Source organism: Streptomyces sp. CC224B (genome assembly GCF_030010595.1).
GTDB classification, from domain to species: domain Bacteria; phylum Actinomycetota; class Actinomycetes; order Streptomycetales; family Streptomycetaceae; genus Streptomyces; species Streptomyces longispororuber.
Genome location: NZ_JASCXL010000098.1, coordinates 22,472 through 35,295, shown reverse-complemented (window position 1 = coordinate 35,295; position 12,824 = coordinate 22,472). Strand labels below are relative to the sequence as shown.

General features: G+C 72.6%; 13 protein-coding genes. 9 read left to right on the top strand and 4 right to left on the bottom strand.

Annotated elements, in window-relative coordinates; all coding sequences use genetic code 11:
- Positions 1 to 193 precede the first annotated feature (193 nt).
- Positions 194 to 1,393, bottom strand: a complete 1,200-nt coding sequence (locus QK440_RS31205; RefSeq protein WP_282796595.1) for an amidohydrolase — start codon at positions 1,391 to 1,393, stop codon at positions 194 to 196.
- A gap of 244 nt (positions 1,394 to 1,637) precedes the next feature.
- On the opposite strand from QK440_RS31205, the gene QK440_RS31200 reads away from it, so the two are divergent.
- Together QK440_RS31200 and QK440_RS31195 are read left to right on the top strand one after the other, a co-directional pair.
- Positions 1,638 to 2,918: a VWA domain-containing protein gene (locus QK440_RS31200; RefSeq protein ID WP_282796591.1), complete on the top strand. Its 1,281-nt coding sequence runs from the start codon at positions 1,638 to 1,640 to the stop codon at positions 2,916 to 2,918.
- A complete protein-coding gene (locus QK440_RS31195) occupies positions 2,918 to 3,670 on the top strand; it encodes a hypothetical protein (protein WP_282796590.1) in 753 nt (250 codons plus the stop codon). The genes QK440_RS31200 and QK440_RS31195 overlap by 1 nt, the downstream gene beginning before the upstream one ends.
- A 98-nt stretch (positions 3,671 to 3,768) precedes the next feature.
- Here the strand turns inward: QK440_RS31195 and QK440_RS31190 are convergent, their stop codons facing one another.
- Positions 3,769 to 4,422, bottom strand: coding sequence for a helix-turn-helix domain-containing protein (locus tag QK440_RS31190; protein ID WP_282796589.1), 654 nt, complete (start codon positions 4,420 to 4,422; stop codon positions 3,769 to 3,771).
- A gap of 65 nt (positions 4,423 to 4,487) precedes the next feature.
- On the opposite strand from QK440_RS31190, the gene QK440_RS31185 reads away from it, so the two are divergent.
- Positions 4,488 to 5,699: a pyridoxal phosphate-dependent aminotransferase gene (locus QK440_RS31185; protein ID WP_282796588.1), complete on the top strand. Its 1,212-nt coding sequence runs from the start codon at positions 4,488 to 4,490 to the stop codon at positions 5,697 to 5,699.
- A gap of 61 nt (positions 5,700 to 5,760) precedes the next feature.
- Here QK440_RS31185 and galE read toward each other — a convergent pair whose 3' ends face one another.
- Positions 5,761 to 6,747, bottom strand: coding sequence for a UDP-glucose 4-epimerase GalE (gene galE, locus QK440_RS31180; protein WP_282796587.1), 987 nt, complete (start codon positions 6,745 to 6,747; stop codon positions 5,761 to 5,763).
- Between the two features lie 180 nt (positions 6,748 to 6,927).
- Between galE and QK440_RS31175 the strand changes: the two genes are divergently transcribed.
- The 5 genes from QK440_RS31175 to nudC all read left to right on the top strand — a co-directional run bounded on the left by QK440_RS31175 (position 6,928) and on the right by nudC (position 10,806).
- Positions 6,928 to 7,632 carry a beta-ketoacyl-ACP reductase gene (locus QK440_RS31175; protein ID WP_282796586.1) on the top strand — a complete coding sequence of 235 codons (705 nt, stop codon included), beginning with the start codon at positions 6,928 to 6,930 and terminating at the stop codon, positions 7,630 to 7,632.
- A 51-nt stretch (positions 7,633 to 7,683) separates the two neighbouring features.
- Positions 7,684 to 8,778, top strand: coding sequence for an NADH:flavin oxidoreductase/NADH oxidase (locus tag QK440_RS31170; protein WP_282796585.1), 1,095 nt, complete (start codon positions 7,684 to 7,686; stop codon positions 8,776 to 8,778).
- Positions 8,779 to 8,902: 124 nt separating this feature from the next.
- Positions 8,903 to 9,520, top strand: coding sequence for a methylglyoxal synthase (locus tag QK440_RS31165; RefSeq protein ID WP_282796584.1), 618 nt, complete (start codon positions 8,903 to 8,905; stop codon positions 9,518 to 9,520).
- 153 nt (positions 9,521 to 9,673) lie between these two features.
- Positions 9,674 to 9,877: a hypothetical protein gene (locus QK440_RS31160; protein ID WP_282796583.1), complete on the top strand. Its 204-nt coding sequence runs from the start codon at positions 9,674 to 9,676 to the stop codon at positions 9,875 to 9,877.
- A complete protein-coding gene (gene nudC, locus QK440_RS31155) occupies positions 9,877 to 10,806 on the top strand; it encodes an NAD(+) diphosphatase (RefSeq protein WP_282796582.1) in 930 nt (309 codons plus the stop codon). The genes QK440_RS31160 and nudC overlap by 1 nt, the downstream gene beginning before the upstream one ends.
- Before the next feature lie 136 nt (positions 10,807 to 10,942).
- On the opposite strand, the gene QK440_RS31150 is transcribed toward nudC, so the two are convergent.
- The gene (locus tag QK440_RS31150; RefSeq protein WP_282796581.1) at positions 10,943 to 11,620 is read right to left on the bottom strand and encodes a hypothetical protein; all 678 of its coding nucleotides are present in this window, start codon (positions 11,618 to 11,620) and stop codon (positions 10,943 to 10,945) included.
- Between the two features lie 501 nt (positions 11,621 to 12,121).
- On the opposite strand from QK440_RS31150, the gene QK440_RS31145 reads away from it, so the two are divergent.
- Positions 12,122 to 12,784: a C39 family peptidase gene (locus tag QK440_RS31145; RefSeq protein ID WP_282796580.1), complete on the top strand. Its 663-nt coding sequence runs from the start codon at positions 12,122 to 12,124 to the stop codon at positions 12,782 to 12,784.
- Positions 12,785 to 12,824 lie beyond the last annotated feature (40 nt).

Here is a 12,824-nt window from a genome sequence, read left to right as displayed (position 1 = left end):
CCGCGGCGCCCCCCCCCCCGCTCCCGCCCTCCCCCCCCGGCCCCCCCCCAAACCCCCCCCCCGCCCCCCCCGCCCCCCCGGGGGGGGCCGGGCCGCGGTTCTTCCGCGTGCGGGAACGAGGGCTCCCCGCCACCGCGCCCGCCGGTCACCGTCCGGCCGCGGCCTTCCGTCACTGCCCGGCCCCATTCGTCCGTCACCGCCCGGCCGCGGCCTTCCGCCGGTGGCAGGCCCAGGCCCGCTCGGTCACCTCCGTGCGGAGCAGGACGTCGGCCGCGGTGCTCGCCAGCGCGTACGCCGCCGCCAGCATGACCTCGCGCCCCCGGGGCCCGGCGGCCGCCCGGGCGAACTCAGGGGTGTGGTCCGAGCCGTCCGACCCCATGATGGCGACGAACGGATGGATCGCCGGCACCCGCGTGCTGACGTTGCCGATGTCCGAGGACCCCAGGTAGACCCCCGGCTCGGGCTCCGACAGCCGGATGCCCGCCTTCTCCAGGTGCCCGGCGAACAGCCCGGAGAGCACGTCGTTGTCGCGGAAGTGCTCGTACCGGGCGGCCACTTCGGCGACCTCCGCCTTCGTCCCGGTGGCCAGCGCGACGCCGTGGGCGCACGAGCGCAGCTCCTCCACCAGGTCCGCCAGCGCCGACGCGGTCGCGCCGCGCAGCCCGAAGAGCCCTTCCGCGTACTCGGGGACGATGTTCGTCGCCCGGCCCCCGTCCGTGACGATGCCCTGGATGTGCGACCCCGCGGGCAGCCGCCGGTCCAGGACCCCGAGCGTGTTGAAGAGCTGGATGAGTGCCCCCAGCGCGTCGACGCCTTCCGTGGGGTTGCCCGTCGGGTGCGCGGCCCTGCCGTGGAAGCCGATGCGTACCTGCGCGCTCGCCGTCAGGGGCGCCCACGACCAGTCGTACACGCCCGGGTGGAACATCAGCGCCGCGTCCACCCCGTCGAACAGGCCCGCCTCGACCTGGGCGACCTTGCCGCCGCCGCGCTCCTCCGCCGGGGTCCCGACGGCCAGCAGGGTCCCGCCGGCGCCGCCGAGCGCGGCCCGCGCGGCGAGGGCCGCCCCGAGGCCCGCCGCCGCGATCAGGTTGTGCCCGCAGGCGTGCCCCAGCTCCGGCAGCGCGTCGTACTCCATCAGCAGGGCGACGCGCGGGCCCCCGGCGGGCGCGGCACCGGTGCCCGCGCGGGCGACGAAGGCGGTCGGCAGCCCCGCGGCGCCCCGCTCCACCAGGAACCCCTCGCTCTCCAGCTCGTCCGCCAGCAGCCGGGCGGCGCGGTGCTCCTCGTAGGCGGTCTCCGGGTCGCCGTGCAGCGCGAGGCCCACGTCCCACAGCCGCTCGGCGCGGGCGGCGACCTCCCGCCGGATCCGGGCGTACACGGCATCCATGTCCATGGGGTGTGACACACGACCTCCTCGGGCCGGGCCTGCTCGGTTCCCGCGACGACAGGGGACGTGTTCCACGGATCACGGCAGCCCACACGGGGCAGGGAGCGGCCGACACGGGGCAGGGAGCGGCCGACACGGGGCGGGGGGCGGCCGACACGGGGCAGGGGGACGGTGCGCGCGGCGGCCACCCCGCCCGGGCACCGCGGCGGCATTTTTGGAGCGGACCGACCTTGATCCATAAGATCCGCTGATGATCACCAGAAAACGGCTCGCGGCGGGCGTCTGCGCCCTGTTCGCGGCCCTGAGCACGGGGCTCGCGCCCACGGCCGCGTACGCGGCGGACGAACCGGACGACGACGGGGCGACGCCCAAGGTCGAACTCGTCCTCGACGTGAGCGGCTCGATGCGGGCCCGCGACATCGACGGCAAGAGCCGCATGGCCGCGGCGAAGCAGGCGTTCAACGAGGTGCTCGACGCCACCCCCGAGGACGTCGAGCTCGGCATCCGCACGCTCGGCGCCAACTACCGCGGCGACGACCGCAGGACCGGCTGCAAGGACACCGAGCAGCTCTACCCGGTGGGCCCGCTCGACCGGCGGGACGCCAAGACCGCGGTGGCCACGCTCGCGCCCACCGGCTGGACGCCGATCGGCCCGGCCCTGCTGAAGGCCGCCGACGACCTGGAGGGCGGCGAGGGCTCGCGCCGCAGCGTCCTCATCAGCGACGGCGAGGACACCTGCCAGCCGCTCGACCCGTGCGAGGTGGCGCGGGAGATCGCCGCCAAGGGCGTCAACCTCACCGTCGACACCCTCGGCCTGGTCCCGAACACCAAGATGCGCGCGCAGTTGAGCTGCATCGCGGAGGCCACGGGCGGCACGTACACGTCCATCCGCCACACCGACGAACTCACCGACCGCGTCGGCCAGCTCGTGGACCGCGCGGCCGACCCGGTCGTCAACCCCGTGGCCGTCGAGGGCGCCGACCGGTGCTCCGCGGCCCCCGAGCTGAAGCCGGGCCTGTACAGCGACCGCGCGGGGTTCGGGCAGCACCGCTGGTACCGCGTGGACGTCGCGCCGGGCAAGGAGCTGCGCGCCTCGGTGAGCGTCGCGGCCGACCGGGCCGTGAACAACGACTACGGCGTCCTGCTGCGGGCCGTCACGCGCCACGACCGGGAGATCGTACGCGGCTCGGAGGCGGGCGACGGGCGCACCGACGTCCTCTCCACCGGGCTGCGCTACCCCAAGCCGGACGACGGCTCCGATGACGACGACACCGAGAAGGAGACCGTCTGCCTCCAGGTGTCGCACTCCTTCTCCGCGGCCTCCGGCGCCGCCGCGAAGGGCAAGCCGGGTCTGCCCGTCGAGCTGGCCGTGGACGTCGTGGACGCGCCGGACGGCTCCTCCGACGTGGCCGCGTTCGGCCTGGGACGCGGCTGGTGGCTGCTGGGCGCGCTGGTGCTCACCGGCTTCGTGGGCGGTCTGCTGTGGGGCTGGATCTCGCGCTGGCGGGTCGCCGTCTGGAGGACGAACTGATGCGTACGAAACGACTGCGTACGAAACGGCTGCTGACCGCGGCCGGGCTGCTCGGCCTCACCACGCTGCTCGGCTCGGGCGCGGCGTTCGCCGCCCCGGGTGACGGCGACAAGGGCCGCGCCGACGCGGGCACGTCCTTCCGTACGGCGACGGCGATCGAGCAGGGGCGGAAGGGCACGGCGACCGCGTCGACGGGCGACTACCTCTACTGGTCCTTCCCGGCGGACGCCGGGCAGCGCCCCCGGGTCGAAGCGACCGTGAAGCTGCCCAAGTCGGCGCGCGGCACCGGCGCAAAGTGGCGGATCGACGTGTACGACGGCCTGCGCCGCCGCCAGGCCTGCATATACGGCATGCAGGCACGAACGGCGGGCACCGCGTCCTCGGTCGAGCTGGCCTGCAGGCTGCGCACGGTGCGCGCCTGGTCCGAGCCGTGGGCCAACGACCCGCTGCCGGGCACGTACTACGTACGCCTGACGGCGACCGGTCTGCGCACCGCCGACCTGGGGCAGCCGGTCACCGCCGAGGTGAGGGCCACGTCGAAGGACGTCGGCGGCGCGGCGGCGGTGGACGGCACCCTGGGCGCCCCCATGGTGCCGGGCACCCGCCCCGACGACGACACCGAGCCCGAGGACGGCTGGTCCTCGGGCTGGTGGACGGACCGCTGGGTGTGGACGGGCATCGGCGGCGTCCTTGCGGCGCTGGCGGGCGTGGGCGGCTACAGCCTGACCAGAAAAAGCCCGTCCGGCGTGTGAGGACGAGCGCGCAGCGCGACGGGGGGCCCGGGGGCGCAGCCCCTTGGTTTCGGGACGGGGGGGGCCTGGGGTGCCCCCGCGAGGCCCCCGGCCCACCCCTACCCCTCCCGCAAGGCCTTGGCCAAGGCCCCCTCCCCCGTCACGGCGACCCGCCCGCCCCGCATCCCCTCGGCCACACTCAAAACCCCCCGCACCAGCTCGACCGCCGTCCCCGCGTCCAGCGTCACCCGGGCATCCGGCTCGCCGGGCGCGGGCCCGTCCCCGTACGAGACCTCGCCGTCGTCCCCGATCCGCACATGGAAGTCGCCCTCCTCCAGCCGCACTTCCACCAGCCCCGCCTCCGAGCCCAGGGCATCCAGCAGCGGCAGAGCGAACCAGTGCGCCCGTACCGCGTCGGTGGCCCGGCGCTCGGCGAGCCCGGGCGCGCCCCACGCGGCGAGCGCCCGCAGCACGGGCAGCAGCTCGCGGCCCCGCCCGGTGAGTTCGTAGACGTACGCGGAGGCGGGCGGCGGCAGGCGGCGGCGCGTCGCGAGCCCCGCCTGCTCCATGTCCTTCAGCCGGGAGGCGAGCACATCGGTGCTCACCCCCGGCAGATCGGCGTGCAGATCGGTGTAGCGGCGCGGACCGACGAGCAGTTCGCGGACGATCAGCAGGGTCCAGCGGTCGCCGACGGCGTCGAGGGCACGGGCGGCGGCGCAGAACTGGTCGTAGCTACGGCGCGGTCGAGGTGGCATACGCCGCAGTCTAGACATGATGTTGGACTTTCCAAGCTCCAGCTTGGTAAAACCAAGTATCGCTCGCCACGGGAGGCACACGCATGGAGTTCCGGCAGTCCAGCAAGCTCAGCGAGGTCTGTTACGAGATCCGGGGCCCGGTCATCGAGCACGCCAACGCCCTGGAGGAGGCGGGCCACAGCGTGCTGCGCCTGAACACCGGGAACCCCGCGCTGTTCGGCTTCGAGGCGCCCGAGGAGATCGTCCAGGACATGATCCGGATGCTGCCCCGCGCGCACGGCTACACCGACTCGCGCGGCGTCCTGTCCGCGCGCCGCGCGGTGGTGCAGCGCTACGAGGCGCTCGGCGTCGAGGACCTCTCCGTGGACGACGTCTTCCTCGGCAACGGCGTGTCGGAGCTGGTCACGATGGCCGTACAGGCGCTCCTGGAGGACGGCGACGAAATCCTCATCCCCGCGCCGGACTTCCCCCTCTGGACGGCCGTGACCACCCTCTCCGGAGGCAGGGCCGTGCACTACCTGTGCGACGAGCAGGCGGACTGGTACCCCGACCTCGACGACCTGGCCTCGAAGATCACGGACCGCACCAAGGCCCTGGTCATCATCAACCCGAACAACCCCACGGGCGCGGTGTACCCGCGCGAGGTCCTGGTGGGCATGCTCGACCTGGCGCGCCGCCACGGCCTGATGGTGTTCGCCGACGAGATCTACGACCAGATCCTGTACGACGACGCGGTGCACCACGGCGTCGCCGCCCTCGCCCCCGACCTGGTGGTGCTCACCTTCTGCGGCCTGTCGAAGACGTACCGGGTGGCGGGCTTCCGCTCCGGCTGGCTGGTCGTGACCGGCCCGAAGCAGCACGCGAAGGACTATCTGGAGGGCCTGACGATGCTGGCCTCCATGCGGCTGTGCGCCAACGCGCCCGCCCAGTACGCCATCCAGGCCGCACTCGGCGGCCGCCAGTCCATCCACGAGCTGACCGCGCCCGGCGGCCGCCTGCGCGAGCAGCGCGACCGAGCCTGGCAGAAGCTCAACGAGATCCCCGGGGTGTCGTGCGTGAAGCCGAAGGGCGCCCTGTACGCCTTCGCGCGCCTCGACCCCGAGGTGCACGCCATCCACGACGACGAGAGGTTCGTGCTCGACCTCCTCCTCCAGGAGAAGATCCAGGTCGTCCAGGGCACCGGCTTCAACTGGCCGCGCCCGGACCACTTCCGCATCCTCACGCTCCCGTACGCCGACGACCTGGACGCGGCGATCAGCCGCATCGGCCGCTTCCTGAGCGGCTACCGGCAGTAGCGCGGGCCCGGGCCGCGCGCCGCGACGAGATGGCGTGCCCCCGGGGGGGGCCGGAAGCCGCTCAGACGGTCCTGCGCGCCTCGGGGTGGCGCAGGCACCAGCCCTCCCAGGCGGAGGAGACCATGTCGGTCACGCTGTGGCGGGCGGTCCAGCCCAGATGCCGCTTGATGGGAGTGGCGTCCGCGACGACCTTCGCCGGGTCTCCCGGGCGCCGGCCGGTCACGACCGGCTCGGTCCCGTGGCCGGTCACCGTGGTGATGACCTCGATCAGCTCCCGCACCGAAAGGCCCTCGCCGCGGCCCACGTTGAAGGTGTGCGCCACGCCGTCGTGCCGCCGCAGGTAGCGGGTGGCGGCCAGGTGCGCGGAGGCGATGTCGGCGACGTGGATGTAGTCGCGTACGCAGGTACCGTCCGGCGTGGCGTAGTCGTCGCCGAATATGCGGGGCGCCTCACCGGCGGTGAGCCTCTCGAAGACCATCGGGACGAGGTTCAGGACGCGCTTGTCGGCCATGGCCGGGGCGGCGGCCCCGGCGACGTTGAAGTAGCGCAGGTTGATCACGTCCACGCCGTGCGCCTGGTGGGCCGCCGTGCCGAGCCACTCGCCGATGAGCTTGGTCTGGCCGTACGGGCTCATCGGCGCGCACGGGGTCTCCTCGGTGACCAGGTCCACGTCCGGCATCCCGTAGACGGAGGCGCTGGAGGAGTACACCAGCTTCCGCACGCCGGCGGTGTTCATCGCGGACAGCAGGACGCGGAAGCCCTCGACGTTCTGGTGGTAGTGCGCCAGGGGGCGCTCGACGGATTCGCCGACCTGGGTCCGGGCGACCAGGTTCACGACGCCTTCCACCCGGTACTCCCGGAAGACGCCGTCCAGGGCCTGCTCGTCGCGGACGTCGGCGATGACGAGGGGAACTCCCTCGGGCACGTTGGACCGGGCTCCGGTGGACAGGTCGTCCACCACCAGCACACGCTCTCCGGCGTCGTGCATCGCCTTCACGACGTGTCCGCCGATGTAACCGGCGCCGCCTGCGACGAGCCAGAACTTCATAGCGCTGTTCCTTTGGTCGGGTGTGTAGTGATCCGCAGGAACTTCTACCAGGCCCGGTGAGCAACCAGGACTTCCGAAAGTGCGAGTTGTGACCCTTTGTCTCTACTCTCCGACCTGTCGGCGCCGGCGGGGGAGTCATCCACATGGATGACTGCCGTGCGCGACAGCAAGGAGAAAGCTGTGGGACGCTCAGTTCTCGTCACTGGCGGGAATCGTGGTATCGGGCTGTCGATCGCCCGGGAACTCGCCGCGGCCGGTGACCGGGTCGCCGTCACCTACCGTTCGGGCGAGCCCCCGGAGGGTTTCCTCGGAGTCCGCTGCGACGTGACCTCGGGGACGGACGTGGAACGCGCCTTCACCGAGGTGGAGGCGGAGCACGGGCCGGTCGAGGTGGTGGTGGCCAATGCCGGGATCACCCGGGACAGCCTGCTGCTCAGGATGTCCGAGGACGACTTCGGCGCCGTGCTCGACACCAACCTCGGCGGAGTCTTCCGGGTCGTCAAGCGCGCCTCCCGAGGCATGTTGAGGCTCAGGTCCGGGCGGATCGTGCTGATCTCGTCGGTGGTCGGCCTCTCGGGGGAGGCGGGCCAGTGCAACTACGCGGCGGCCAAGGCGGGCCTCGTCGGCTTCGGCCGTTCGCTGGCGCGGGAGTTGGGCAGTCGGGGCATCACGGTGAACATCGTGGCACCGGGCATCGTGGCGACGGACATGACAGCCGCCCTCTCCCAGGAGCGCAGGGACGAGGTCTGCGCGCACGTACCGCTGCGGCGGATGGCGCAGCCGGATGAGATCGCCCCGGTCGTACGGTTCGTCGCCTCACCGGAAGCCGCCTACATCACCGGCGCGGTCATCCCCGTCGACGGCGGCCTCGGCATGGGGCACTGAACCCCGGACCGGTCACCTACCGATCTCCCGCACACTCCAAGGAAGCCCTACATGAGCAAGCTCTTCGAGCCCATCCGACTTCGCAACCTGACCATCCCCAACCGTGTGTGGATGGCGCCCATGTGCCAGTACTCGGCGGCCCACAGCGGTCCCGACGTGGGCGTCCCCCACGACTGGCACGCCACGCACCTGGCCACGCGCGCGGTGGGCGGGGTCGGCCTGATCCTGGTCGAGGCCACCGCGGTCAACCCGGAGGGCCGGATCAGCCCCGGCTGCCTCGGGCTGTGGAACGACCGCCAGCAGGAGGCGTTCCGGAAGATCAACGACTCACTGCTGGAGCACGGCACCGTTCCGGCGATCCAGCTCGCGCACGCCGGGCGCAAGGCGTCGACGGCGGCGCCCTTCCGCGGCGGGAAGCCGGTCGCCCCGGCCGACGGCGGCTGGCAGACGGTGGGGCCGAGCGCGGTGCCGTTCGGCGACTACCCGACGCCGACCGAGCTGACGACCCGTGAGATAGCGGGCGTCGTGAAGGACTTCGCGGACGCCGCAAGGCGGGCGCTGCGCGCCGGTTTCCAGGCCGTCGAGGTGCACGGGGCACACGGCTTCCTGATCAACTCGTTCCTCTCCCCTTACAGCAACAAGCGGACGGACGCCTACGGCGGCTCCTTCGAGAACCGCATCCGGCTCGCCCTGGAGGTCGTGGACGCGGTGGGCGAGGTCTGGCCGGACGACCTCCCGATGTTCTTCCGCACGTCGGCCACCGACTGGCTGAGCGAGGACACCCGGGACGCCCGTGAGGGCTGGACCGGAGAGGACACCGTACGGCTGGCGAGCCGGCTGATGGAGCACGGCATCGACCTGCTCGACGTGTCCACCGGCGGCATCGCCCCGGACGCCCGGATCCCGGTCGGCCCCGGCTACCAGGTCCCGCTGGCGGAGCAGGTGCGCAACGAGACCGCCATGCCGGTCGGCGCGGTAGGCAAGATCACCGAGCCGTGGCAGGCCGAGGAGATCCTGGAGCGGGGCAGGGCCGACGTCGTCCTGCTCGGCCGGGAACTGCTGCGCAACCCGTACTGGCCGCGGTACGCCGCGGCCAAGCTCGGCGCTGAGCCGGGCTGGCCCGACGCGTACGGCTACGCGGTGTAGCCAGTGGGCGCCACACCGCGCGGAGGAATGACGAACACGGCGGCCTCGCGCCCGGAGCCTGAGGGCACGGGACGCGCACACGGTCGCGGCGCACAGCGCCGACCGCACTACGGGGGGAAGTGACATGCGCATCGCACTGATCGCACATGACGGCATGAAGACGACGATGGTCGACTGGGTCGGCCGCCAGTACGGCGAACTCGCCCGGCACGAGCTGGTGGCGACCGAGTCCACGGGAGCCTTGCTGACCGAGCGGTTCGGCCTGGCCGTCCAGCAGGTGGCCAGCGGGCCGCTCGGCGGGGACCAGCAGATCGGCGCCATGATCGTCGATCGCCGGGTGGATCTGATGATCTTCTTCTGGGACCCGATGGGACTGCATCCGCACAGTCCGGACGTCCAGGCCCTGATGCGGCTGGCGGTCCTCCAGGACGTTCCGATGGCACTGAACCCGGCCAGTGCCGACCGTGTCCTGCGGTCACTGGCCGCGACCGGCCGGCCGGAGGGCTCCGCGGCCGTCGCCGGCCACCGGCGGACGCCGTCGGTGCGGCCCGAAACCGCCCGTCGGCGGACACCGGCGGCGGGTCCTGCGAGCGCCTCGCGGCCCTCGGCCGCACCGGCGGCCTCACGGCGGTCCCCGGCTTCCCGGTGGGCCGAGGCGTCCGCGTCGCCTTCGGATCCACGGCGTGGCCCATGGGGCGCGCACGGCTCCGGCCGGACCCCCACCGTCCCTTCCGAGAGGTAAGCGATGTCCCTGCACACTGCGGCTTCACCAGCGTCATCCGCCGCGTCCCCACCGGTCCTTCCCGCGCTCACCCGCCGTGGTGGGCGGGGAGACACGGGCAGCGGCACCGGGTTCCCCGTCCCCGGGGCGGCGCTCCCGTACGAGGTGTTCACCATGGAGTCCGCGACGCCGACCGAGGCGGTTCCGTTCCTGCTGCGCACGCGGCCCGCGGGGCGAGGCGCCGAGGCCGGCGCCGGTCCGATGCGCACGCGGTACGCCGTGGCGGACGTCCGTCCGGTGACCGGCCAGAGCCCCGCCTCCGCGGCGTGGGCGGCCGGACCCGCCGTGGGGGCCCTCACGTCGGGGAGCGGGTCCTAGTGCGGGCCGCAGTCGCCGGGTTGCCGGAGCCGGCCCTGTCCCGGGCCGCGGTGGACCGCGCCGGGGAGCACCGCACGAACGAGGCCTGGTTGAGCGCGGCCTGGCTCCGGGACAGCACCCGGGCGGTCCTGGTGGCCCAGGACCGCACCCTGGTGGCCGAGGACGAGGCCGGGCAGCTCGGGATCGTCCTGCTGCCGTCCTCGTCGGCACCCGACGGGATGCGGTACTTCCTCGGCACGGACACCACGGGGGTGGACTACTTCGCGGTCTCGGTGCGCGACCTGAAGCCCTACCGGACCATGGGCACGCGCGAGGCCGGGCTCCGCGAGACCGGGACGCTCCTGTCGGCCCGGGACGTCGGGCTGCTGGTCCACGCCGTCGCCCTGGATGCCTGGCACCGGACGCATCCCTTCTGCCCTCGTTGCGCTCATGCCACCGACGTCGCCTTCGGCGGGCACATGAGGCGCTGCCCGTCCTGCCGGACGGAGCACTTCCCCCGTACGGACCCGGCGGTGATCATGTTGGTCACCGATACCGAGGACCGCTGTCTGCTGGCCCGCAACGCGGCGTGGGAGGAGGGGCGTTGGTCGGTCCTCGCGGGGTTCGTGGACCCGGGCGAGTCACTGGAGCAGGCGGTCCGCCGCGAGGTGCTGGAGGAAGTGGGCGTCCGGGCCGACGCGGTCCGGTACGCCGGGAGCCAGGCGTGGCCGTTCCCCGCGAGTCTGATGCTCGGCTTCTTCGCCTCGGCCACGCATCCACGGATCACGGTGGACGGCGAGGAGATCGCCCAGGCACGCTGGTTCTCCCGTGGTGAGCTGCGGGAGGCGATGACCGAGGGCGTGGTGGCGCTGCCGTCCGGTGTGTCGATCGCCCGCGTGATGATTGAACGCTGGTACGGCGGACCACTCCCGGAGAGCCCCTCCTGGTGAACGGACGGGGCGCCGCCTTCGCGACCGGTGTCGCCCCGTCCCAGGGGCGACACCGGTCGACGCTGTCCACTACTAGCCGCTCTTCGGGGCGGCTACTTGTTGCCTTCGGGGCGGCTACTTGCCGCCTTGGGAGCGGCTACTTGCCGCCTTCGGGCGGCTGCACCGGGACGAGTGAGACCAGCCGCAGCTCCCCGTTGCCCAGCGGAGAGGTCATGGTGATCTCAATCGTCGTCGGTGTCTCCTGGCCCGGCAGGAGCACCCTGCGCCGGTCGCCGTGCGCGTGCTCGACGACCCGGTGCTCACGCCACAGCCGGCGTGCGCACGCGCTGGTCCCCAGGATTCCGTCGACAACGGCGCCCAGACGGGCGTTCTCGGGATGACGGGCCTGCGCCAGCCGCATCTGGGCCAGCGTCGGCCCGGCCCAGTCGCGCTCCCAGTCCAGGAGTTGGACGCGCCTGTCCGCACCGTCGGCGAACACTTCCTCGGCGATGTTCCGACCGGTGACCCCGTCGGGGAACCATTCGCTGAAGGCATGGTTCTGGTGAATGACGTCCCAGGCGGTGTCGGATATGTAGGCGGGCCACGGCTGGAGTTCGAGCAGTTGCCGAACTCCTTCGGTGATGCCGGTTTCCTGGCAATTCACCGGGCTCGTCGGCTCCCAGCCGACAGCGTGGAGGAACAGCAGTTTGCGTTCCGCCTCGTTGAGCCTCAGGGCGCAGGAGACGCGGTTCAGGAACTCCTCCGAGTATTGCGCCGCCCCGCCCCGCTCGAACTTCCCGTACCAGACACAACTGACGCCGGTGAGCTGGGCCATGTCCTCCTGGCTGACCAGCCTTGACCGGCCCTGATGGCCGCGCCTCAGTTCCGGGACCTGATCCCGCGTGAGGCGCCTGCGCCAGCCCTTCACCAGCGTGGAGAGATGGTCCGGCGAACTTGGTTCAATTGTCACAGATATTTCCCCGTTGGCCTTGCTTGAACGGCCAAGGGTACCAATCACCAAGTGCCCGTTAATTCACTGAACTGTTTCAGCTTCGCTACTGATCGGGCGAAGACGTTACCGCACCACACAAGATACCGTCCCGCCTGGCGGAGAAAGTCACAACTCACGCTCGTAAAGGCCTTGTTGGCTTTCGACGCCCGTCAGGCCCTGGTCGCACCGCGGGCCGGGTGCCGGACCGCCGCGCCCGGCCCGGGCCTCGCTCGGCGCCCTTCCGCGGCCGGGGCGCCGGGGTGAAGCGGCACGAGCGCCACGCGGGACCGCTGCCCCTCGGCGGGCGGCCTGCGACGGCGTGGCGTGCCGCATAGGATCCGCGGGATGGACGACGTAGTGAGCACCATGAACGCGGTCCCCTACCACGCCCAATGGGCCTCGCCCCATCTCGTGGAGGACATCGTGACCGGGAGGATCGCAGCGCGCGAGGACCCGGCGTGGGCGGCCTACGGGGCCGGCAGCCCCGAAGAGTACGAGTGGTGGTCCTGGCGGCTGTGCGGCATGGCCTGTCTGCGGATGGCGCTGGAGCACTTCGGGCACCCGGCGCCCTCCGCGATGGAGCTGGCGGCCGAGTGCACGGCGGCGGGCGGCTACGTCAGGCATGACGAGGGCCTGCACGGACTCGTCTACGCGCCGTTCGCCTCGTGGGTCGAGGGGCGCTTCGGCTTGACCGCCGAGGTACGCCCTCGACTGGCGGTCGACGAGATCCCCTCGGCCCTCGCCCGAGGACAGCTCGCGATGCTGTCGGTCCACCCCTCCATCCGCCACCCGCAGTCCACTCCCCCGCGGACCGGCGGCCACCTGGTCCTGGCGGTCGGAGCCACTGCGGACTCCTTGGTGTTCCACAATCCCTCCGGCTACCCCGCGACGTCCCAGCAGTACGCACAGGTGCCGTGGACACGGTTCACCGACTTCTACGCAGGGCGAGGTGTCCTTCTCGGCGCCGGTCGGCCCGGGGAGGCGGACGGGCAGCGCACTCGCCGGTGACACCCGCGGGCGCGCGACGCCGGGGTGGCGTGGATCACAC